Here is a 22,143-nt window from a genome sequence, read left to right as displayed (position 1 = left end):
CCATATAGCGATAACCGTGCCAGTAAAAAATAAATTCATAACTCATTGATTTATAAACACATTAACAATTTTGTAATTATTTGAAATACATTTTTTTGCGCAACGCCCATTTTGCCTCTGCAGCTTTTGGCACAAACGCGCGAACCCTCCTCCCAAGGGAACCGAACCATGGCACCGACCCACTCAGCGGTCATGACCAGGCTCAGAACCGTCCTATGAAAATCGTCGCCCCGCCTACATTGCCGATCCATCCAGTCGCGCCGCCCCGCGCTGTAGTACCTGCTGCGCGCACGACTCCCGGCACTGGAGCGCTTGACGAAAAAGGGACGTCGCAGCATCAGGTTTCGCGCTTTGCCGCAGCGCTGGTGCAGCGCAGTCGGATACTGCGTCACCGCGAGCTGATCGCGAGCAGAAATGCCCTGCAGTCGCGAGCCGTCAAACTGGGCGAGCTGTATCAGCTGTTGATAACTGCCAAAGATACGGGGCTGGACAACGCTGCCAGGCTACTGCGCAAAAAACTGCTGCAAGATAAGGACATACCCAGTGAAAAGGCTCAGGAATCTGCGGAAGGCGATGCGAGCGTTGAAGATGCCCTGGAGATTGCTCAAGGCAACGCAAGCGTTGAACGGGTTCTGGAATTTGCGGACGGCGACGTAGCCAAGGCTCAGGTCGTGCTGCAAGCCGCGCGTAAACAGGCAGAGAACGATGGCGCACAAGAGGAATACGTGGCGCTGACCCGTACGCTCAAGCACCTGCGGCGCAGATTCGGACCACTAGCCCGCGCCGGCACCAATACCGCCAAGGCTTTCGGGCGTCAGAACGTTGATAACAAGCGTCGCGCTGCGTTGCGCAACCTGTATGGCGTAGCGGTATCCGGACAACTGAACATTACCGGCCTGATTGAAGCCTTGCTCAATGAAGAGCCCGAAGAGTTCGACCGGAAACTGGGCCAAATGCGCATTGCGATTGCGGACGACCTGTCGGCGATCAAGCCGTCAGTCTCCCAGGAACAGCTACGCACGCTGATGCATGGCCTGAACACAGCACGACACGTCACCACCCTGCTGCGCGGCTGTGAGCAGTTGCTTGGGCGCATGCGCAACAAGAACCCCGAGCTGAAGGTCGAGCCACGCGCGTTCCTCAAGCACCTGCTGACCCTGACGGCCAATGGAATGAACGTGAACCAGACCCTGCAACTGACCCAGCACATCGGCGGCAAACAGCTCAAGCATCAGTTGGCATTCCTCAATGGTCTGCGTCCGATGCTCATGCAACTGCCGATCCTGCTCTGGCGCGACATGAAAAGCCGTCAGGCGGCGCTGAATAACCTGCTAACGCTGATGACCGAACTCACCCAGCAGGAACAGAAGCTGCATTACGAGGGACTTGCCTGATGAATCAAGTCATCAACTTTCTGAACATGATCGCGCTGTCGGCCATGCGCCGCTCGGAGCTTGTCGGTGCGTTCTTCGTAATCGCCATTGTGTTCATGATGATCACGCCGCTGCCCACCGGGCTGGTCGACGTTCTGATCGCCGTGAACATTTGTATCTCCTGTCTGCTGATCATGCTTGCCATGCACCTGCCCCGGCCTCTGGCGTTCTCGACCTTTCCGGCGGTACTGCTGCTGACCACCATGTTTCGTCTGGCGCTGTCGGTTTCCACCACCCGGCTGATCCTGCTTAATCAGGACGCCGGACACATCGTCGAAGCCTTCGGTCAGTTCGTGGTAGGCGGCAACCTGGCGGTGGGTCTAGTGATCTTCCTGATCCTGACGGTGGTCAACTTTCTGGTAATCACCAAAGGCTCGGAAAGGGTCGCCGAGGTGGGCGCCCGATTCACGCTGGACGCCATGCCCGGCAAGCAGATGTCCATCGACAGCGATTTGCGGGCCAACCTGATTACCGTTCACGAAGCCCGCAAGCGGCGCGCCGAACTGAACAAGGAAAGCCAGTTGTTCGGCGCAATGGACGGCGCCATGAAGTTCGTCAATGGCGATGCGATTGCCAGCCTGATCATCGTTGCGATCAACATGATCGGCGGTATTTCCATCGGCGTGCTGCAACACAATATGGCAGCCGGCGACGCACTGCAGCTGTATACCGTATTGACCATCGGTGACGGCCTGATCGCACAGATCCCGGCGCTGCTGATCTCCGTGACCAGCGGCATGATCATTACTCGTGTGCCTAACACCGAAGCGGGTGTCGAGGCCAACATCGGCCGCGAAATCGCCGAACAGATCACCAGCCAGCCCAAGGCCTGGATCATTGCCTCGGTCGCAATGCTCGGCTTCGCTGCGCTGCCTGGCATGCCGACCGGCGTGTTCATCACCATCGCGATCATCTGCGGCGCCGGTGGATTTCTGCAATTGCAACGGGCCAAACCCAAGGCCGACGAGCAACGTGCCACAGCCGTTGCGCCGGAAATGAACGGTAAAGAAGACCTGCGCACCTTCTCACCCAGCCGCCAGTTCGTCCTGCAGTTTCATCCCGGTCAGGACAGCAACCAGATACAGGCGCTGGTCAGCGAAATACGCAAACGACGCAACCGTCTGGTGGTGCAGTACGGTCTGACTCTGCCCTCTTTCATCATCGAACATGTGGAAGATGTTGCTCCGGACGAGTTTCGCTTCAACGTGTATGACGTGCCGATGCTCAAGGCCACGTTCACCCAGACCCACGTCGCCGTGGACGTACGCCAGCTGGGCGGTGAAAACCTTCCTGCGGCCATCCCCGGCAATAGCGACCGCCAGGAAGATCAATGGGTCTGGCTGCCTGCCGAGCAGTGCGGCGACCTGGATTCGGTCAATGCCATGACGCTGATCGTTGAACGCATGGAGCGCGCGCTGCAGTACTGCGCACCGCAGTTCATTGGCTTGCAGGAAACCAAAGCCATCCTCAGCTGGCTGGAAACGGAGCAACCGGAACTCGCTCAGGAAATACAGCGGGTTCTCACCCTGACGCGCTTCTCGGCCGTCTTGCAACGCCTCGCGTCGGAGAGTGTACCGCTGAGGGCAATCCGGGTGATCGCCGAAACCCTGGTCGAGCACTGTCAGCACGAGCGCGACACCAACGTGCTGACCGACTATGTGCGCATTGCGCTCAAGTCGCAGATCTATCACCAGTACTGCGGCGCCGAAGGCCTGCAAGTGTGGTTGCTGACGCCGGAAAGCGAAGGCCTGTTGCGCGATGGCTTGCGTCAGACACAGACCGAAACGTTCTTTGCACTGAGCAACGAAATCAGTCAGATGCTCGTGCAGCAAATGAACATCGCGTTCCCGGTTCGCGCACCAGAGCAGTCGGTGCTGCTGGTCGCGCAGGACCTGCGCAGCCCGCTGCGCACTTTGTTGAGAGAAGAGTTCTATCACGTTCCCGTACTGTCTTTCGCGGAAATCAGCAATGCGGCCAAGGTCAAGGTGATGGGACGCTTCGACCTTGAAGATGATCTTGAGCCACTGGACAACGAGCACGCAGCTTGAGCCTTTCAGGCCTGAGCACAGGGAGACTTTCAGATGTTTGAATTACGCGTACTGAACGGCCAGCACCAGGGCGCAGCGTTACCGCTGGTGGGTGAGCAATGGTCGATCGGCTCTGCCGAAGAACTTGATCTGGCACTCGATGATGCTGGCGTGGCGAGCCTGCATTGCCGCCTGCAACGGCTGGACGAACGCTGGACCCTGAACGCCGAAGAGGGTGTGGTCTGCGACGAACAAGGCAACGCCCTGCCCGGCCTTGATGTGAAGCTCAACAGCCCGTTCATGCTGGGCCCGGTCTGGCTGTGCGTTTCGCCTGCCGAAGATGCCTGGCCTTCCGTACCGGCGGTCATCCCGAAACAGCCACAGGCTGAACCCGAGCAAGCGCGCAAAGACGTACCGCTGCAGAAAGTCAGGTCGCGCTCGCAATTTCTCAACCGCACCACGGGGATAATCGCCGGTCTGCTGGTTGGCGTCATCGGCAGCGCCTGGAGCCTGACCCGACCTGCCGCCATCGCGATGGACCAAGGCCCGGCGCACATCGCCGCAATGACGACAGATGCACCGCCAGATCCCGCACGGACGCCAGCGAAAGCCGCCAAGCCGGTGGCCGACGGACGCATCCACCTGAGCAGCGCTGAGGCCGTCCGTCATCAATTGAGCACTATGCTCAGCGACCGCCTGCTGACCGATGTCAGCGTGGAGGAGACACCGGACGGGCTGGTTCTCAACGGCGACCTCAAAGAAGAATCGCTGCTGGTCTACCAGCGCATGCTGCAGCGTTTCAAGGATCGCTATGACTCGCCTGTCAACGTAATGGACAACGTCGCCAGCAATCGCAACGCCTTGCCGTTTGTAGTCGTGCAGATCATGACCGGCCCGCACGCGCATCTGGTAACAGCCGACGGCCGACGCGTCTACGTGGGCGACGAGGTGAACGGGTTGCGCCTCACCCGCATTGACAAACAGCGCCTGCAATTCGATGGCGATCGTCATGTCGAGGTGAACTGGTGAGCGCTGCACTGGACCTGTGGAAAGAAACCCACGTGGCACGTTTGAGCCAGTATTGTGCCGTCCGCGTCAGTGGCCGGGTCAGCGCAGTGCGCGGAATTCTGCTCGAGTGCAAGATTCCGGCAGCCAAGGTCGGCGACCTGTGTGAAGTGAGCAAAGCCGACGGCAGTATGTTGCTGGCTGAAATCGTCGGTTTCACTCAGGACTGTACCTTGCTCAGCGCACTCGGTGCGCCGGACGGGATTCAGGTCGGCGCGCCAATCCGCCCGCTCGGCATCGCCCACCGGATCGGCGTTGACGACAGCTTGCTGGGCAGCGTGCTGGACGGGTTCGGGCGACCGCTGCTCGGCGACTGCCTCGGGGCGTTCGCCGGGCCGGATGATCGTCGTGACACCTTGCCAGTGATCGCCGACGCCCTGCCGCCCACCCAGCGCCCCCGTATCACCCGAGCGCTGCCCACCGGTGTGCGCGCCATCGACAGTGCGATTCTGCTGGGTGAGGGTCAGCGGGTCGGGCTGTTTGCCGGTGCCGGTTGCGGCAAGACCACGCTGATGGCCGAGCTGGCCCGCAACATGGATTGCGACGTCATCGTGTTCGGGCTGATTGGTGAACGGGGCCGCGAGTTGCGCGAGTTCCTCGACCATGAGCTGGATGAAACCCTGCGCAGTCGCTCGGTGCTGGTCTGCGCGACGTCCGATCGTTCGAGTATGGAGCGGGCCCGCGCCGCATTCACGGCAACGGCCATCGCCGAAGCCTTTCGCGCGCGGGGCCAGAAGGTGCTGTTGCTGCTCGATTCGCTGACCCGCTTTGCCCGTGCGCAACGGGAAATCGGTATTGCCTCGGGCGAACCGCTGGGGCGTGGCGGTCTGCCGCCTTCGGTGTACACCCTGCTGCCGCGCCTGGTGGAGCGCGCCGGGATGAGCGAGATCGGTTCGATCACCGCGCTCTATACCGTGCTGATCGAGCAGGACTCGATGAACGATCCGGTGGCGGATGAAGTGCGTTCATTGCTCGACGGCCACATCGTGCTGTCGCGCAAACTGGCCGAACGCGGCCACTACCCCGCCATCGACGTGTCCGCCAGCATCAGCCGGATTCTGAGCAATGTCACCGGACGTGAGCACCAGCGGGCGAACAATCGCCTGCGTCAGTTGCTGGCTGCCTACAAGCAAGTGGAAATGCTCCTGCGCCTGGGCGAATACCAGGCCGGGGCGGACCCGGTCACCGACTGTGCCGTGCAATTGAACGACGCCATCAATGCGTTCCTGCGCCAGGACCTGCGTGAGCCTGTGCCGTTGCAGGAAACCCTGGACGAGCTGCTGCGGCTCACCTCTCAACTGCCGGAGTGACGATGGACGAGACACTGGAAGAAGATCCGCAACGGGCGGCACTGGAACAGGTGATCGGTCTACTCACGCCATTGCGTCAACACCGTCAGGCGAGTGCCGAGCGGGCACATCGCCAGGCACAGGTGGAACTGAAATCAATGCTCGACCACTTAGCAGAGACACAGGCATCGCTGGTTCAGGAACGTGACAACCACAAGCGAGGTCGCGAGAGCCTGTCCAGCGCGCATCTGGAAAAAACCATCAGTCTCAACGATGTCGACCGATGGCACGCAAAAGAGAAAAGCCTGCTCGACCGTCTGGACTCCATTCGTCATGACGTGCAGCAACAGCAATTGCGGGTAACCGAACAACAGGCGTTGCTTGAACAGAAGCGGCTGCAAGCCAAAGCGTCTCAGCGCGCGGTCGAGAAACTCGCCTGCATGGAGGAGACGCTCAACGAAGAAGGTTAAGTGACGATGACCGCACCGATCAAACCCCAGGCCAAAGCGCCAGCAGTGCCATCCGCACCTCCAGAACCCTCACACTCCGCACCTTCGCAGCGCCAGCCAGGCGGGCCCGCTGAAAAGCGCCCGACCTTTGGCGGTATGGGTCGCAGCGATACGCAGACGGTGCGTTTCGCGCAGAACCGGTCGGCAGCGGAAACGCCGATCAGCGCCGACGGGCTGTTCTTTTCCCAGTTGCTGATACCCACGGTAGGTGAGCAGCCCGAGCAGCAAGGCTTCGGCGGCAGCGGTGTCTCTCTGCCAACTCGCACCGAGCATGTGCCGGCAGAACTGATCGACGAGCTGGCGCAGCGTCTGCCGGAGCAACCAACAGGCCCACTGGCGTTTACCTTGCTCATGCCCAACCTGGGGACGGTGCGAGTCAATGCCAGCAAAGCCGACAATCGCTGGAGTATCCAGATGGGTTTCGCCAAACGCGACGTGCTCAAGCGCTTGCAAGGCCATGCCGGCGCATGCCGTGATTCGCTGTCGCAGGCTCTGGGCCAGGACGTTGATCTGGACATGCACGAAGACTTTGCAGCATGAGCGCGCTGCGTTTGCGCAAGGTCAACGCCCTGCTGGCTCAGGCCACGCGTGAGCTGGGCGCCGGTCAACGCCTGGGCTTCAGCGCACGGGGGCAGGACGCCGAACTGACCCTGTCGGCACTGCCGGCCGAGGCCCATACACCGGCGGAGGGTGTCTGGCTGAACACGGCGGTCGGGCCTCTGTTGCTAAGTGATGCCGAAGCGCTGCTCAGCCTGCTGGGCGATGTGCCTTTCACGCTCGGGGGCGAGCAACAAGCCTGGTACTGGCAGTTTTTCAATCAACGCCTGAGCCCGGTCATCGCCGACCTGCTGGCCCCCATCGAACCGCTTTCCGACGCACCGACCGAGCCCCTCATTGGCTGCCGGATTCAGGTGCGGCTTGACGCAGCGCGGATCAACGCCCGCCTGCACACCACGCCCGACACCCTGCTCAGGCTGCTCGATTCGGCGTCGTGGCAAGCCCTGAAACGCACCGTGGATGAATCCTGGTCAGTGCCCACGCCGCTGATCATCGGCGAAATGTCGCTGACCCTGGAACAAATCGCCTCGCTGCGCCCCGGTGACGTGGTATTGCCTGCCCGCTGCCCGTTCGACAGCAGCGGACAAGGCGTTATGACCCTCGCTGGTCGGCAGTGGGCGGTGCAGACCGACCAACAGGCACAGCGTCTTTTTCTGCAGCTCAGTCATGAGGAGCACCGTCACCATGAGTACTGAAGATCTGTATCAGGACGAGGTCGAGATGCTCGACGAGTACGACGATCAGTCGCCTGATCATCTGTCTGAACAGCAAGAAGAGCAGCACTGGCCCGACGACGAGTACGCCGAACAGGAATCCGGCTATGCACCGGCTGACGACGAAAGACAAGACGAACAGGACGAGTCCCCGGCGCTCGATTCACTGGAGCTGGAGCTGACACTGCGTTGCGGTGAGCTCAGATTGACCCTCGCCGAGCTGCGCCGCCTGGACGCCGGCAGCGTGCTGGAAGTCAGTGGCGTAGCGCCCGGGCATGCCACACTGTGCCACGGCGAGCAGGTGGTAGCCGAGGGCGAGCTGGTCGATGTCGAGGGCCGGCTCGGTCTGCAGATCACCCGGCTGGTGACACGCTCATGATCATGGAGGGCGTCAACCCGATCATGCTGGCGCTGTTTCTCGGCTCGCTGTCGCTGATCCCGTTTCTGTTGATTGTCTGCACTGCGTTTCTGAAGATCGCCATGACGCTGCTGATCACCCGCAACGCCATCGGCGTTCAGCAAGTGCCGCCGAACATGGCGTTGTACGGCATTGCCCTGGCCGCGACGATGTTCGTCATGGCCCCGGTGGCCCACGATATCCAGCAGCGCGTGCATGATCACCCGCTGGAAATGAGCAGTGCCGACAAGTTGCAGAGCAGCCTCAAGGTGGTGATCGAGCCGCTGCAACGCTTCATGACCCGCAACACCGACCCGGATGTGGTCGCCCATCTGCTGGAGAACACCCAGCGCATGTGGCCAAAGGAAATGGCCGATCAGGCCAACAAAAACGATCTGTTGCTGGCAATTCCGGCCTTCGTGCTATCGGAATTGCAGGCCGGTTTCGAGATCGGTTTTTTGATCTATATCCCTTTCATCGTCATTGACCTGATTGTCTCCAACCTGTTGCTGGCCCTGGGCATGCAGATGGTCTCGCCGATGACGCTGTCGCTTCCGCTCAAGCTGCTGCTGTTCGTGCTGGTCTCGGGCTGGTCCCGCCTGCTCGACAGTCTCTTCTATTCCTATATGTGAGGCGGTCATGGAAGCGTTGGCGCTGTTCAAGCAAGGCATGTTTCTGGTCGTCATCCTGACCGCTCCGCCGCTGGCTGTGGCCGTGCTGGTCGGCGTGATCACTTCGCTGCTGCAGGCCCTTATGCAGATTCAGGATCAGACTTTACCCTTCGGCATCAAACTGGGGGCGGTCGGGTTGACCCTGGCCATGACCGGCCGCTGGATCGGGGTCGAGCTGATTCAATTCATCAACATGGCCTTCGATCTGATTGCACGGTCAGGGGTCAGTCACTAAATGCCCTTCGACGCGCACAGCGCCTTTCAATTCATGCTCGGTATGGGCCTGGCCATGGCGCGTCTGGCACCGTGCATGGTGCTGGTGCCTGCCTTTTGCTTCAAATACCTGAAAGGCACGGTGCGCTATGCGGTGGTGGCGGTCATGGCGATGATCCCGGCACCGGCCATCACCCGCGCGCTGGAATCGCTCGACGATAACTGGTTTGCGATTGGCGGCCTGCTCATCAAGGAAGCCGTACTCGGCACACTCTTGGGGCTATTGCTATATGCCCCATTCTGGATGTTCGCTTCGGTGGGCGCCCTGCTGGACAGCCAGCGGGGTGCGCTCAGCGGCGGCCAGTTGAACCCGGCCCTGGGACCGGACGCCACGCCGCTGGGCGAATTGTTTCAAGAAACCCTGATCATGCTGGTAATCCTCACCGGAGGGCTGTCGCTGATTACCCAGGTCATCTGGGACAGCTACAACGTCTGGCCTCCGACGGCCTGGCTGCCCGGCATGAACGCCGGTGGCCTGGATGTCTTTCTGGAACAACTGAACCAGACCATGCAGCACATGATGTTGTACGCCGCCCCGTTCATTGCGCTGCTGCTGCTGATCGAGGCGGCGTTTGCGATCATCGGCCTGTATGCGCAACAACTGAACGTCTCGGTTCTGGCCATGCCGGCTAAAAGCATGGCCGGGCTGGCATTTCTGTTGATCTATCTGCCGACGCTGCTGGAACTGGGCACCGGTCAATTATTGAAGCTGGTTGATCTGAAGTCGCTACTGGGGCTTCTGGTGCAAGTGCCGTGAGCGAAAAAACCGAAAAGGCCACGCCCAAGCAGCTGCGCGACGCCCGGGAAAAGGGTCAGGTCGGGCAGAGCCAAGACCTTGGCAAACTGCTGGTATTGATGGCTGTCAGTGAAATAACCCTGAGCCTGGCCGATGACAGCGTCAACCGGCTGGAAGCGCTGCTGACGCTGTCTTTTCAAGGCATCGACCGGACCTTTGCCGCGTCGGTCGAGCTGGTCGCCAGCGAAGGCCTCTCGGTGTTGCTGAGCTTTACGTTGTGCAGCGTCGGCATTGCCATGCTCATGCGCTTGATCGGCAGCTGGGTGCAGATCGGCTTTCTGTTCGCCCCCAAGGCGCTCAAAGTCGACATCAACAAGATCAACCCGTTTTCGCATGCCAAACAGATGTTTTCCGGGCAGAACCTTCTTAACCTGCTGCTCAGCATTCTCAAGGCCGTTGCCATCGGCGCAACGCTGTACACGCAAGTCAAACCGGCACTAGGCGCGCTTATCTTGCTGGCCAATAGCGATCTGACTACGTACTGGCATGCCCTGGTCGATCTGTTCAGGCACATTTTGCGCGTGATCCTGGGGTTGTTGCTGGTCATCGCCATGGTCGACTTCGCCATGCAGAAGTACTTTCACGCAAAGAAGCTGCGCATGAGCCACGAAGACATCAAGAAAGAATACAAACAGTCCGAAGGCGACCCTCACGTCAAAGGCCACCGTCGGCAGCTCGCCCACGAAATCCTCAACCAGGAGCCCAGCGCTGCGCCCAAACCGGTGGAAGACGCGGACATGCTGCTGGTCAACCCGACGCACTACGCCGTGGCCTTGTATTACCGGGCAGGCGAGACGCCTTTGCCGCTGATTCATTGCAAGGGCGAAGATGAAGAGGCATTGGCACTGATTGCACGGGCCAAAAAAGCCGGTATCCCGGTGGTACAGAGCATCTGGCTGACCCGAACGCTGTACCGCGCCAAAGTCGGCAAATACATACCCCGCCCTACCCTGCAGGCTGTCGGGCACATCTACAAAGTGGTTCGTCAGCTGGATGAAGTCACCGATGAAGTGATTCAGGTTGAAGTGGAGCTGTGATGTCTGCCTGGACGCTTTCCGAAAAGTCGGCGAGCGCAGCCACTTTATGTACAGAGCCTAGTCACTGCTGAAGTAAATGTCGCTGTACTCGTTACGCCGACGAGGGCCAAAAAGGCGGAAAATTAACTATTTAATTGATTTAATGTATTTTTAGTTCGAACATTCAGGTGACCTGGAGCGACGCATCCTAAACCCAAGTTCGAATGGCTTTTCTGAGCATGCTATGAATTCCGTCGAAAGAATATCTTCGAGCAAGACGCCGATAAGGTGAATCCTGCATCGCGTAGGACCACCTCAATCTTGGCGGATAGTAAAGAGCTCGTTTGTATGCATTTGAGCGCTGGACTGAGCGTTCAGCGTCGCCCGCAATGTGATGCCCTGTTTGATACGTTTGCAAAGGGCTTGTAGTGGAATGATGCCAGGCGTAAGCTGCCTGAAATAGTTGGAAAATTTTCAAAGGGATTTATGCATGTCAGGGATAGACTTTTACTTTTCAACCGAATTTGACTTTGACAACATCGATGGCATTCATCTACTGCAGGATCATGTTGGCACCTATTATTCTAAGGCCTGGGACGATTTCGGCTACACCGTTACCTTTCAGGTTCATTATGTAGAGAATGGCAGGCGCGAGTCCCTGGGGCGTACAAAGGTACTTGTGAATGGTTATGACAACTCTTCTGTTTATTTTTCTGCTTCCAATGAGAACGTCGGGAAAAGCGTTCGAATTACAGCACTTTTGGACCATAGAAAGGTTGTCTCGCTAGCATCCGATATTGCCTATTATCGTAGGATTCACGCGTTAATCCCCCATAAAGCAGAAGACTACCTGCGTCAGATTTGCGATGGGAGTTACAATCTACATGCTTACGGAGATTTTTCAAACTGGGAGGGTTTCGAACTGTCCCTCTTTAGAGATCGCCTCGCTAAGGCCATTTTAAAAAAAGGCTATCAGATAGCGCTAGGTAGCTACGAAGCGCAGGAGCAGTTCTCGTTTGAGCTGGAGGGACTTCAGGATAACTTTGACTCTGTCGAGTTTAATTTTGACAATGCCAGGCAGTTAGGTCGTACCAATATCAACCTGCTCATTGGTCGTAATGGTGTCGGGAAAAGTCACGTCCTCCGTCATTTGATAGACTTGGTCACAGGCGTGGAAAACCATACTGAGAGTTGGCCCTTCTTCCATAAAGTCATTGTGGCAGCCTATTCACCCTTTGAGTCGTTCAAAACCGAGATTGAGCTTTCAAATGCTATGGCAAACCAAGTCACAGCCCAGACTGACGGCAGCCACGAAAGTGACCTGACAGCTAAAGATGAACAGGAACGGCGTCGGCGGCTTGTCAATGAATATGTCTACATTGGCTTCCGTGACCCAGAGGGTAAGTTTTCCCTGACGTGGCCTAAAGAAAGTAGCGCACGAGCACTTCATCGAATTGTTCAATATGATGCAGATAACGAATGGACCGACGTTAGCCGTTTCGAGCTATTGTTTGATACGTTGTTTCACTCCATTGATTTTGATGCGGTTCAAGTTTTCAATTCGGATGGTTCGCCGATAGTGCTTAGCCGCGCCACGAACGCGGTGCGGCTAAGTCTCGCTAAGCGTCAGGAATTTAATTACGCAGCGGGTATCGAATTCCTGAGAGAAGGCAGACCGGTTCCGCTGAGTTCCGGTCAAACCATCTATTCCTACCTGTTGCCAAACTTAGTGGCCGAAGTGGATGAAGAGAGTTTACTTATCCTTGATGAGCCAGAACTGTATCTTCACCCCTCAATGGAGGTTGGGCTCCTGGATATGCTGAAGCAGTTGCTTGCTGCGACAAAATCCAACGCGATCATTGCTACGCATTCGACGATATTAGCACGAGAGGTGGAGCGGTCTGCGATTTCCGTGCTGCGAAAGGTGGCGGGTAGGACAGAGGTCTCCAAGCCCAATTTTGAAACATTTGGTCAGACCGTGGAAGTCATTATGGGACTGGCATTTGATGACTATCAGACGCGAAAGCCCTACGAAGACTCAATTGACGAAGCCGTTGCCGATTGCGCGAGTCCGGAGGAGGCCCTCGAGAAGCTCGGCCCCAAGGTTGGAGACGAGGCACTGGCTTATTTGAGCGGTAAAGTTACCGCGACTGAGAATGATGTGGAGCCTGAAATTGAGCGGAGGCCGAAATGAAGGACCTCTCACATCTTCGCGCCGGGCCGGGCTGCTCTTGGTTTGAAGTGGCTATTGGCTCAGCTAAAACAAATACCGCCATACTCAGGTCTATTAAGCATGCCGTTCACGAACGGTATAAAGAGTTTGAGGGATCTATTGAGAACTATCAAACAGAGCCACGAAAAAGCGGCATCTCATTTCCTGGCGACGTATTGAAGGATTTTTATGAGCACCCTCCGGCTGCATTGAAGACACTGTTAAAAGCTCGTCGACGTGATCATACTCTGGATGCGTGCCCGTATTGCGGGTTTCCTCGAGCGCCAGAAACACTGGATCATTTCTTGCCGAAAGAGGATTGGCCGGAATACTCGATTTTTTCTGACAATCTCGTGCCACAGTGTCGTGGCTGCGCTCCAATAAAAGGGATGAAATGTTTCAGCAAAAATGAAAAGCAATCGTTTTTCCTTCATCCTATTTACAGCCCTGTATTGTCGACACTGAGATTTAATATTGATGTCACACTGACGAAGGGAAAACTGACCTTCTCACCGGCCTTCAGCATTCCGGAAAGCATTACAGATGATGATGCGAAGAGAATAAAATTCCACTTGAAGAGCTTACAGATCACACAGCGAATCATGGACTACTGTGATGAACAATACCGCCATTGGATCAGGATTGCCCAGAGCAAGCCTTGCGACATCAACTCTATATTCGAGTCCCGGCTCAGCGAGCGAGAATGCGACCCATACCCTAATAATTGGGCTACGGCCTTCTACCAAGGTGTTCTTAAAAACCCGGACGCTGTGCAGGAGCTCCAGCGGCACGTTGTGAGCAAACCTCTAAAGTCCGGCGAAGCGCATCGGTTCATCTAGCCCCCCCTTCACTCGATGAGAGCCCGTCATGCCATTGGCGTGTTTGGCCCATCCTGAAGGCAGTGCTCGCTGTCGGGGTGACATCTGTGCAGTTTCGAAAACCGACCGTGCTCCGCACGACGGGTAACTGACTGATGCTTGTAACTTGTATCTACCCAAAAAAGACCGCCCCCCCTCTGCACCAGGGCGGTCTGCTTCGCTGCTTCTATTGCCTAAGCCAAATGACTCAGGCCTGCTAGTGTCAATTCGTTTCGACGGATGTCGTCCAGATTGGTCACTGCATGTGGCGCGTCGCTCACGGCATGCCACACAACGAAATCACGCCTCACGTCCAGAAACAGAAAGTAGTTATTGAATCGCTCGGTTTCTGAAAAACGCAGTTGCAGCGCTTCTCTGAGTTGCTCGGGGCGCAACGCCCGACCCTCGATATGCAACGCGATGCCCCAGTCATGGTGCTCACGCCGGCTGACAAAGGAAACTCCGTTTGCCACCGGCCACACTGCAGGACTCTGCGCTGCAACGTTGTAGTAGAACGCCGTTTTTTCCTCAACCTCGATCATTTCTAGTCCTTTAACTTCACGACAGTGTAATCCCGCTCGTGGTCCTGATCGTCCAGACCGTCGCGCATGTCTGGCGGCCACCAGATGACCAGTTCGCGGTGAGTGGAGTCCGGACGTTTGCAGGCATATCCCGAACAGCCATGGGTGGCACACCCTGTCAGGGTAGCGAACACCAACAGAACGACGGCAATGCTACTGATCTTCATGGTTTCGCCCCCCGGAGCAATGATGGCCGGCTTTCTTTCGCCATTTTCGATATCTGTGGCTGACGTACAGCGATGTACACTTCGCTTTCTTCACCCGGTTGCAGCCAGGCGTGAGGCCAGGCAGCGACACCGATGACCCAGCGACCACCGCAGCGGCTTTCGTCGATCCGCACCGGTTTGTCGGTATCGTTGTGCGCAACAACCACAGCAACCCCCCAGTCTTTCCGGGCATACCACTGCGAACGCTGGCCATCGAGCGTCAGCCCCTGACCCGGGTCGCACAGGCTGTCGGTTTCAAAGGGCATTGTTTCCCCGGCGCGCATGCCCTCGGGCGCAGCGCCGTCGACCATCTGCGTAAAGACTTTCTGGATATCGCCACGCGTCGGCAGCTCGCCACCGTCACGTCGTTCCTTGATCCTTTTCATCTGATCATCGACGTCATGAGGATTGCCGTTCTGTACGTAGCGTGCCGGATTGACCTGATCACCTATCAAGCGCGGGGTCAGAATGAACAGGCGCTCGCGATTGCTCAATTCACGGCTGCGGGACTGGAACAGCAGCTTGCCGATGTAAGGTATATCGCCCAGCAACGGAATCTTGTGGACCTTGTCATTGGCCTCCAGGCCATGGAAGCCACCGATCACCAGTGAGCCATGCTCAGCGATGACGGCCTGGGTGCTGACGTTGCCTTTGCGCACACTGGGCTGCGTGTCATTGATGTCGGAAATATCGATCTGACCATCCTCGATGTCGACGATCAGTTGCACCTGCGGCTTGCCGTCGTTATCCAGTGAGCGCGGAGTCACTTGCAGGCTGGTGCCGGCGGTGATGGGCTCGATATTGGCGACGCGCTCTGAGGTTGCAGTGAGGTATTCGGTGCGACTGAAATCAATCACCGCCGGCTGGTTTTCCAGCGTCAGAATGGACGGATTGCCGATCACCGACGCTGAACCGTTACCTTCTAGAGTGTGCAGCTCCGCCGTGAACTTGCCTGCGTTCTGAATGAACATAGTGGAAGTGGTGCCTGCGTCGAACATATTGACACCGCCACCCACACTGCCCGCATTGAAGTTCCAGCGGCTGGACAGTTCTGCCAGTTCGTTGCGATCAATATCGAGAATCACCGCATCGATTTCGATCAGGTTGCGCGAAACGTCCAGTTCCTTGATGAGCTTTTCGTACATCGCCTTGCGTGAGGGCAAGTCGTAAATCAGCACAGCGTTATTACGCACATCGGCTGTTACACGAATGGTCGCACGGCCACCCGAGCGACTTTTTCCGCTGCTCTTGCCTCCGCCGCCGCTGCCATAGTGCAGCACTTGATCCAGGCCTTGCTCCAATGCGCCGGTATTGATGCCGCTGGCGTTCAGGGGCAGACTCGGGGTGTCCTGACCGTCACCGCCCGACAAGCCGCCGGTACCGCGACCACCTCGCCCTATCAGGTCCGTACCTTTTATAGACTGGCCGCGAGAACGGACATCGAGCAGATCCTGCAGAATGCTGGCGACCCCTGCGACCACCAGTTCTTGATCACGATAGCGAATGGTACGGTCCGCCGCGCTGGCATATTTGAGCGGAAATACGATGATGTCTTGCTTGTCGCCCTTTTCCGGCGTCTCGACTTTCTTGCTGTAATCGCGCACCAGCTCCACGTATTTTGCCGGACCGCGCACCAGCACCACGCCCTCGTTCGGTAGCACCCCCCAACCGAAGCGTTTATCCAGCAATCCCACGTCGGTCAAGGCCGTTTGCAAGTCGTCTACCGCGTCGGCTGATACTTCGACGCGCGCCGAGGTGTGCTCGCTGGACGGGCTGACGTACAACGTGTCGTTGTAGACGAACCACTGAAAATGATATTCCTGGCCCAGGCGGTCGAGAAACTCTTCCGGGGTCTGCGCCCGAATACGGCCATCGAGCGTTCCCGGAATGCGCGGCATGTCCAGGGCCATGCCGAACTCTTTGGCAAAATCAGCCAGCGCCGTGGCCAACTCGGTTTGCCGAGCATCGTAGGCGTATTCAGTGTGTTTCCATGCTTCGGGGGTCGTCGCCCACGCAGCGGGGGCCAGCCCGATCAACAGTAAAGGCAACCACATCAAGGCCTTACGCATTTCAAACTCCCGGTTGCCGGTTATTGAGGGTCGTGCGCCCGGCTAAAGCGGGCACGGAATGGACGAGGGTGGTGTGCATCAGGCTGAGCAAGGCCGCGCGCTGATTGGCCAGGCTTTCCAGAAGATTCAGCAGATCAGCGACACTGCAAGGGTCGGGTATCCAACTGACCAGAACCATGCAGCTGGTTTGCGGATCGATGGCGAAGGCACCGTCACAGGCACACGCAAGGCTGGCACCACCGTGACTGAGCAACGCCTCGATACGCTGGGGGTCGTTGGTGTCATAAGGATCAAGCAGCTCGATGCTGCAACGTACGCCGCTGCCCAGCACTTCCAGGCGGGCATTGGCGTCGTCGACCCAGCAGTCCAGCGGGGTCGCCGGGCGCTGATCACACCACAGGCCGACGACCTCCTCGAACTCACTGAAATCCATCGATGACATTTTTGGTCAATTTGTAACCAGCCTGCTGGCATTGATTAGCGATGCTGGAGCTCACCGCAGCTTGCTGGCTCGCTTCGCTGAAGGCATCGATATCGTCGGCAGTGAACTGCCCGTTACCGCCGTCCAGTACGTCATCCACGTCGGACAAGGCGCGAGTCATCGTGCTGTCGAGGTTAGTTTGCAGGGATTTGAAATTTATCATTTCCTGATACTCCAGCAGAAAGGTTCAAACCTTGAGTGGAGCAAACAGGTGGGGCGGTTCCATTTTTGCTGTGAGAGTCTGTTTCAGGCAGACGGTTCGTCGCCTGCCAAGCCATTGCGCAGCGTCGTCCAGTCAATGTCGAAAGCGCCATTGGCATCGCTCAGGCGCAGGTTTTCGGGCTCCAGCGTGGCATCGCGCTTGAGCTGCCAGTGTTCGGCAAAGCGGCTTTCAGCCAGCCATTCAGCGACCGGCCCGGCCATGTCGGGGTGAACGCTGAGGGTTGCCACAGCCTCATTGAGCTGACTGGCAGCCAGATTCCTGACCAGCGCCCGGGCACGCTCGGCCAACGTTGTTTCATCGAGCAACTGCCGCAACGCCTCACTCAACAGCTCCTCCACGGCGACCATTGCCTGCTGCTGCAAGGCGTCGCGCTGCATCTGCAGTTCGCCAAGAAAGGCATTGGCGGTTTCCCAAAATTGTGCAAGAGCCTGCTGATGCTGGCGCTCGGCTTTCTCCTGCTCCAGCACCAGTATCTGCTCAGCCTGCTGGCGTGCATCAGCCAGAATATTGCGCGCCAGCAGGCTGTTGGCGATATCTTCACGGCGCAACACTGGCTCAGGCAGAACCGCGTTGCCGGTCAAGGTAATACTGCGTTTGGCAAGCATGAGAATGTCCTGGTACAGAGGGGACCGAATCGGGATTCAAGCCGCCGTGACGCGCCATAAAACAGCCTGCCACAACGTTCGAAGTTTATTCTCGGGTGCCTCGCAGGGCCTGTCAGCGACCTCATCGGGCGCCCAGGCCAGACGCAGGCGCGGCCAGTATTCAGGCCCCAGCCAGGCACCCAGCACCAAGCGAGCGTCTTCAGACTCCTGATCGAGCCAGACACCGGGGCGCAGCGCTTTGGTCAGCGCCCAACACCACGCCCCGTCAGCGCCATCGCTTTCGTTGCGGGAGAAACAGATTCGCTGCGCCAGATCCAGTGCCTGATCACGTTGCGCGGGTGTCAATGCCAACCAGTTCAACATTTGCTCGGCAGGCGTCGGCGGCTGACTGGGGGCGATGCCCATGCGCTGCAGAAATACGCTGTGGCGGCTGACCATGAGCGCGTCGCACTCCTCTACTGTCAACCCGCACTCAGCGGCGAACCGGCTTTGCCAGTCAGGATGCGCCCACTGCCAGGGGTTGCACCACCAGTGCACCCAATGGTCCTCGGCAGCCCGCTCCATCATAATCATGCGCGCGCCGGTACGTTCGAACGGCTTCGCTTGCCGCCAAATCCGACTCGCTGAAGCACCGCATTACGCCAGTCACTGCGCAGCAGTAGCGCAGCAATCAGCAGCAACAGCACCAGGCCGATCGGCACCAGCCACAGCATCAGGTTCCAGAATGGCAGATTGGCGCTATCCAGCTTGAACGGTCCGAAACTGACCCATTGGGTGGTTTCCTGAAACTCGGTAGCCGGCACGAAAACAATGGAAAACTTTTTTGATTCTGCCGACTGCGTCGACATCCCGGGGATGCTGCTGGCGACCATCTGTTGGATGCGACCACGCACGCTGTCAGGGTCGAGCGCCGCCGAATGTTTGATGAACACCGCAGCAGACGCCGGTTGCACCGGCTCGCCTGGCGCTATACGTTCTGGCAGCACGACATGAACCCTGGCGACGATAACGCCATCAATCTGCGACAGCGTCGCCTCAAGCTCCTGGGACAAGGCATAAATGTAGCGGGCACGCTCTTCGAGCGGGGTCGAGATGACCCCTTCTTTCTTGAAGATTTCCCCCAGGCTGGTACGTGACTGGCGCGGCAGGCCCGCAGCGTTGAGCACCCGCACGGCGCGGTTCATGTCACGGGTCGCGACCGTGACGACGACGCCGGTTTTTTCCAGGCGCTTGCGCGCATCGATATGCTGATCCGCAAGGCGTGCAACCACCTCGTTGGAGTCCTGCTCGGACAGGCCAGTGAACAGATCGGTTTCATCACTGCACCCGCCGAGCAGCAGCATGCAAAACAGCAGCAGCCCTGCGCTCAGAAATTTCACGGCAACCTCTACTGCAAGTTAGTCAGCTTATCGATCGCCTGCGCAGTCTTGCTCACGACTTTGGTCGTGAGCGCAGTCTGCAACGAGCATTGCGACAAGGTTCTGGTCATCGCCGCAATATCCAGCGCATCACCGGTACCAGAGGCTTTTTTCATGGAGCGCATGGCTTGCTGGGAGATCTTTTCGGTTTCGCCCAGACCACCGGAAATCGCGCTGGCGATATGCTCGGAAAGCGGCGCACCACTCGAAACCTTGTCCGGTTGCGCGGCGGCGGTGAACAGATCGACATCCGCCTGGTCCGGTTCCAGAACGAGCCCCTGTGGCACATCCTGCCCAAGTTCGGGCGGGATGCTTTTAACATTACCAATATGGGAAATGGTCACGTGAGTTCTCCGTCAGGCGGGTGTCCGTCAGGCAGCCGCCTGGTTGCGGTTACTTTGCAGCAGCGCGTTGACCAGCAAGTTGGCAACCTGCGCTGCACTGCTGTTCAGGTCATTGCCGATCTGACCAGTCCCCATGAGCGTCGCTTCCAGCCCTTTACGCACCAGGCCGCCGAGCAACTGATCCAGGTTCTGTTCGACACCCAGCGAAGCGTTTGCCTGCAGACTGACCGGGGGTGTTCCCAGTCCGCCGCCGGGCAATACCCGATCGATCAGTTCTTCGATCAATTGCCCAATGTCACCCGTGGAATTCGTACCGTTTCCAGGGCCGGTGTTGGCTTCGATCAGCGGGTCACCTACCGGGCCAGATGAATCGGCTGAAAAGCTGCCCAAGCCACCATCGCCTGCTGCGAAATCGCCGGTATCATTCTGCTGGTTGCCAAGCTGCTGAGCGATGATGTCGAGCGCAGCACGAAACTGAGCGGTCTCGTCGCCATCGAGGAAATTGTCTTCTTTGAGTTCGCTCGCCCACGAGCCCGAGTCCGGCACAGGAAACTGTCCAGGGTTGTCGTCCATGAATTGCGCGATCTTTTCCAGCATCGGCATGTCGTCATTGGAGAAACTGGCCCCGTTACCTTGCTGGGTCAGAAGATCATCGAGCATCGATTTGGCCAGACCGTTCAACACTTGCGTCATCAGGTCAGGCTGTCCGACACCGCCAAGACTGTCGGCAGCGGCGCCAAAATTGTCACCCAGTTTTTCATGGATCAGCTTGTCCAGCGCGGCGATGACATCCTCGATGCCGCCGCCAGCCATGCCATCCGCCGCCATCGACTTCGCCAGCAGCTTGCCCAATGGCGAGCTCTCGTCCAGTTGACCATTACGGGTCAACTCTTGAGCCAACTGCACGATGACGTCCTGAAGCGCCTTGCTGGATGTGTTCGCACCCGTAACCTCGGTTTCAGGACGGACAAGAACAAGCGCCATCGCCGGGGTTTGCAGTGAGCTGTTAAGACTGAGACTCTGCATCACAACCTCCTCAAAGAAGCAGCCCCTTCGGGTGTGAAGGGGCGTTCAAGACATCAGAACTGGACGACCGCGTTCTCGATTTTCTTTGCCACGATCTGGTTAGCCAGTTTTTCATCAGCAGCCTCGAAGCCCGCCATCATGCTTTCTTCGCGACGCTTGGCGCCCTCTTCGGTGGAGATGTCCTGCAATTTATCGTTCTCTTTGTCACCCTTTCTGAGGTTGTCATACACAGAATCTGCGGAATCGTTGGAACCGGTGTTTTTGTACAGCGACGTCTGACGGTCTTTGGCGCTGTTCATGTCGCTCAGACCTTGCATGGCGTTACCGCCGCCGTTGATCAACTTGGTGCCCATGCTGGATAAGCTCATCGTGTGATACCCCTTAGTCAGTACCAGCGTAATTGCTTGGTACAACTAGGTGGCAACGGCCTGCGAATGGGTTCCAGCGTTCACACGAAAAAAATCAGATCTGCAGTTCCTTGAGACGTCGATAGAGCGTACGGCGTGGCATATCCAGCTCCTGGCTTGCCGCATCGATGCAGTTACCGTGACGTTTCAGGGCTTGCTGAATCAACGCTTTCTCAATCGCTCGCAGCTGCAACTTGAGCCCGCTGGTCATGTGTTCCTCACCCGGCGAGTCGGCCCCCAGCAACGGAAAACCCAGCACATGGCGCTTCGCCGCAGCTTTGAGCTCGCGGATATTACCGGGCCAGTCATGGCCCATCAGCACTTGCTGGAGCAACGGGCAGACCTCGGGTACCGCAACGTTCAGCTCTTTGGCCGCCGCCGCTGCAAAGCGTTTGAACAAGGGGAAGATACGCTCGGGCTGATCGCGTAACGGCGGCAGCTTGAGGGTGAGTACGTTCAGGCGAAAATACAGGTCGCGACGAAACTTGCCTTGCTCGACGGCATCATCCAGAGACGACTGGGCCGAAGCGATCACGCAGATATCCAGCTTGATCGTAGAGGTCGAGCCCAGGCGTTCCAGTGCACGGGTTTCGAGCACCCTCAGCAGCTTGGCCTGCAGGCTGAGCGGCATGCTATCGATCTCATCGAGATACAACGTTCCGCCCTGCGCCGCTTCGATGTAACCCACCCGAGAACGGTCGGCACCGGTGTAGGCGCCGCTGACGACCCCGAACAGCTCGCTCTCGGCAAGGGATTCCGGAATCGCTGCGCAGTTCATCGCGACCAGGCGCCCCTTGCGACCGGACATCGCGTGAATACGCCGGGCAATCGTGTCTTTCCCCGTACCGGTCTCGCCTGACAGCAAGACATCGATACCGAGTTGCGAGATGCTTTCGGCGACGATCCCCAGATTGGGCACGCGCTCCACGTCCAGGTCATCGTCAAATTCATCGGCAAGATTCATGTC

Annotated in this window: 26 protein-coding genes; 14 read left to right on the top strand and 12 right to left on the bottom strand. The window is 58.0% G+C overall.

All coding sequences use genetic code 11. The features are described 5' to 3' along the window. The first annotated feature begins 215 nt into the window (after nucleotides 1-215). From sctW to ABJ99_RS21420, 14 genes are all read left to right on the top strand, one after another. The gene (gene sctW / locus ABJ99_RS21485) at nucleotides 216-1,394 is read left to right on the top strand and encodes a type III secretion system gatekeeper subunit SctW (RefSeq protein ID WP_054087512.1); all 1,179 of its coding nucleotides are present in this window, start codon (nucleotides 216-218) and stop codon (nucleotides 1,392-1,394) included. Continuing rightward, nucleotides 1,394-3,481, top strand: a complete 2,088-nt coding sequence (gene sctV, locus ABJ99_RS21480) for a type III secretion system export apparatus subunit SctV (RefSeq protein ID WP_054079506.1) — start codon at nucleotides 1,394-1,396, stop codon at nucleotides 3,479-3,481. The genes sctW and sctV overlap by 1 nt, the downstream gene beginning before the upstream one ends. Before the next feature lie 33 nt (nucleotides 3,482-3,514). Beyond that, entirely contained in the window at nucleotides 3,515-4,489 is a 975-nt protein-coding gene (sctD, locus tag ABJ99_RS21475; protein ID WP_054087511.1) for a type III secretion system inner membrane ring subunit SctD, read from the top strand. Beyond that, nucleotides 4,486-5,835 carry a type III secretion system ATPase HrcN gene (gene hrcN, locus ABJ99_RS21470; RefSeq protein WP_054079504.1) on the top strand — a complete coding sequence of 450 codons (1,350 nt, stop codon included), beginning with the start codon at nucleotides 4,486-4,488 and terminating at the stop codon, nucleotides 5,833-5,835. Before sctD ends, hrcN begins: the two co-directional genes overlap by 4 nt. A gap of 2 nt (nucleotides 5,836-5,837) precedes the next feature. After that, nucleotides 5,838-6,284 (top strand): hypothetical protein, encoded by a 447-nt coding sequence (locus tag ABJ99_RS21465; RefSeq protein ID WP_054087510.1) that lies wholly within the window; start codon nucleotides 5,838-5,840, stop codon nucleotides 6,282-6,284. Nucleotides 6,285-6,290: 6 nt separating this feature from the next. After that, a complete protein-coding gene (locus ABJ99_RS21460; RefSeq protein WP_054087509.1) occupies nucleotides 6,291-6,863 on the top strand; it encodes a type III secretion system HrpP C-terminal domain-containing protein in 573 nt (190 codons plus the stop codon). Beyond that, nucleotides 6,860-7,576: a hypothetical protein gene (locus ABJ99_RS21455; protein WP_054087508.1), complete on the top strand. Its 717-nt coding sequence runs from the start codon at nucleotides 6,860-6,862 to the stop codon at nucleotides 7,574-7,576. The genes ABJ99_RS21460 and ABJ99_RS21455 overlap by 4 nt, the downstream gene beginning before the upstream one ends. Continuing rightward, a complete protein-coding gene (locus ABJ99_RS21450; RefSeq protein WP_054087507.1) occupies nucleotides 7,566-7,973 on the top strand; it encodes a FliM/FliN family flagellar motor switch protein in 408 nt (135 codons plus the stop codon). The genes ABJ99_RS21455 and ABJ99_RS21450 overlap by 11 nt, the downstream gene beginning before the upstream one ends. Beyond that, the gene (gene sctR, locus ABJ99_RS21445; RefSeq protein ID WP_007248487.1) at nucleotides 7,970-8,623 is read left to right on the top strand and encodes a type III secretion system export apparatus subunit SctR; all 654 of its coding nucleotides are present in this window, start codon (nucleotides 7,970-7,972) and stop codon (nucleotides 8,621-8,623) included. Before ABJ99_RS21450 ends, sctR begins: the two co-directional genes overlap by 4 nt. A 7-nt stretch (nucleotides 8,624-8,630) precedes the next feature. Then, entirely contained in the window at nucleotides 8,631-8,897 is a 267-nt protein-coding gene (gene sctS / locus ABJ99_RS21440; RefSeq protein WP_007248486.1) for a type III secretion system export apparatus subunit SctS, read from the top strand. Next, nucleotides 8,898-9,692, top strand: coding sequence for a type III secretion system export apparatus subunit SctT (sctT, locus tag ABJ99_RS21435; RefSeq protein ID WP_054087506.1), 795 nt, complete (start codon nucleotides 8,898-8,900; stop codon nucleotides 9,690-9,692). It begins immediately after the preceding gene. After that, nucleotides 9,689-10,768: a type III secretion system export apparatus subunit SctU gene (sctU, locus tag ABJ99_RS21430; protein ID WP_007248484.1), complete on the top strand. Its 1,080-nt coding sequence runs from the start codon at nucleotides 9,689-9,691 to the stop codon at nucleotides 10,766-10,768. The genes sctT and sctU overlap by 4 nt, the downstream gene beginning before the upstream one ends. Nucleotides 10,769-11,237: 469 nt before the next feature. Continuing rightward, nucleotides 11,238-12,941: an AAA family ATPase gene (locus ABJ99_RS21425; RefSeq protein ID WP_054087505.1), complete on the top strand. Its 1,704-nt coding sequence runs from the start codon at nucleotides 11,238-11,240 to the stop codon at nucleotides 12,939-12,941. Next, nucleotides 12,938-13,798, top strand: coding sequence for a hypothetical protein (locus tag ABJ99_RS21420; protein WP_054087504.1), 861 nt, complete (start codon nucleotides 12,938-12,940; stop codon nucleotides 13,796-13,798). Before ABJ99_RS21425 ends, ABJ99_RS21420 begins: the two co-directional genes overlap by 4 nt. 212 nt (nucleotides 13,799-14,010) lie before the next feature. On the opposite strand, the gene ABJ99_RS21415 is transcribed toward ABJ99_RS21420, so the two are convergent. From ABJ99_RS21415 to ABJ99_RS21360, 12 genes are all read right to left on the bottom strand, one after another. Then, on the bottom strand, nucleotides 14,011-14,358 hold the full coding sequence (locus tag ABJ99_RS21415) for a hypothetical protein (protein WP_054087503.1): 348 nt from the start codon (nucleotides 14,356-14,358) through the stop codon (nucleotides 14,011-14,013). Nucleotides 14,359-14,360: 2 nt separating this feature from the next. Next, a complete protein-coding gene (hrpT, locus tag ABJ99_RS21410; protein ID WP_007248480.1) occupies nucleotides 14,361-14,564 on the bottom strand; it encodes an HrpT family type III secretion system protein in 204 nt (67 codons plus the stop codon). Continuing rightward, nucleotides 14,561-16,672, bottom strand: a complete 2,112-nt coding sequence (gene sctC / locus ABJ99_RS21405; RefSeq protein WP_054087502.1) for a type III secretion system outer membrane ring subunit SctC — start codon at nucleotides 16,670-16,672, stop codon at nucleotides 14,561-14,563. The genes hrpT and sctC overlap by 4 nt, the downstream gene beginning before the upstream one ends. Before the next feature lies 1 nt (nucleotide 16,673). Beyond that, nucleotides 16,674-17,114 carry a type III secretion protein gene (gene hrpG, locus ABJ99_RS21400; protein ID WP_074810657.1) on the bottom strand — a complete coding sequence of 147 codons (441 nt, stop codon included), beginning with the start codon at nucleotides 17,112-17,114 and terminating at the stop codon, nucleotides 16,674-16,676. Further along, on the bottom strand, nucleotides 17,092-17,316 hold the full coding sequence (locus ABJ99_RS21395; protein WP_007248477.1) for a type III secretion protein: 225 nt from the start codon (nucleotides 17,314-17,316) through the stop codon (nucleotides 17,092-17,094). Before ABJ99_RS21395 ends, hrpG begins: the two co-directional genes overlap by 23 nt. Before the next feature lie 83 nt (nucleotides 17,317-17,399). After that, nucleotides 17,400-17,981: a type III secretion system stator protein SctL gene (gene sctL, locus ABJ99_RS21390; protein ID WP_054087501.1), complete on the bottom strand. Its 582-nt coding sequence runs from the start codon at nucleotides 17,979-17,981 to the stop codon at nucleotides 17,400-17,402. A gap of 36 nt (nucleotides 17,982-18,017) precedes the next feature. Further along, on the bottom strand, nucleotides 18,018-18,545 hold the full coding sequence (locus tag ABJ99_RS21385; protein WP_042912384.1) for a hypothetical protein: 528 nt from the start codon (nucleotides 18,543-18,545) through the stop codon (nucleotides 18,018-18,020). 5 nt (nucleotides 18,546-18,550) lie between these two features. Continuing rightward, nucleotides 18,551-19,360, bottom strand: coding sequence for a type III secretion system inner membrane ring lipoprotein SctJ (gene sctJ / locus ABJ99_RS21380; protein ID WP_054087500.1), 810 nt, complete (start codon nucleotides 19,358-19,360; stop codon nucleotides 18,551-18,553). Nucleotides 19,361-19,368: 8 nt separating this feature from the next. Beyond that, the gene (gene sctI, locus ABJ99_RS21375; protein ID WP_007248473.1) at nucleotides 19,369-19,743 is read right to left on the bottom strand and encodes a type III secretion system inner rod subunit SctI; all 375 of its coding nucleotides are present in this window, start codon (nucleotides 19,741-19,743) and stop codon (nucleotides 19,369-19,371) included. Between the two features lie 27 nt (nucleotides 19,744-19,770). Further along, nucleotides 19,771-20,769, bottom strand: a complete 999-nt coding sequence (gene hrpZ, locus ABJ99_RS21370; RefSeq protein WP_054087499.1) for a type III secretion system effector HrpZ — start codon at nucleotides 20,767-20,769, stop codon at nucleotides 19,771-19,773. Between the two features lie 53 nt (nucleotides 20,770-20,822). Beyond that, on the bottom strand, nucleotides 20,823-21,137 hold the full coding sequence (locus ABJ99_RS21365) for an ATP-dependent helicase HrpA (protein ID WP_054087498.1): 315 nt from the start codon (nucleotides 21,135-21,137) through the stop codon (nucleotides 20,823-20,825). Nucleotides 21,138-21,231: 94 nt separating this feature from the next. After that, a complete protein-coding gene (locus tag ABJ99_RS21360; RefSeq protein ID WP_007248470.1) occupies nucleotides 21,232-22,140 on the bottom strand; it encodes a sigma 54-interacting transcriptional regulator in 909 nt (302 codons plus the stop codon). Between the last annotated feature and the right edge of the window lie 3 nt (nucleotides 22,141-22,143).

It is taken from the genome of Pseudomonas syringae pv. cilantro (assembly GCF_001293775.1).
GTDB classification, from domain to species: domain Bacteria; phylum Pseudomonadota; class Gammaproteobacteria; order Pseudomonadales; family Pseudomonadaceae; genus Aquipseudomonas; species Aquipseudomonas syringae_P.
Note: the sequence above shows the minus strand (reverse complement) of the source record. Positions and strands in the feature narration are given on the sequence as shown.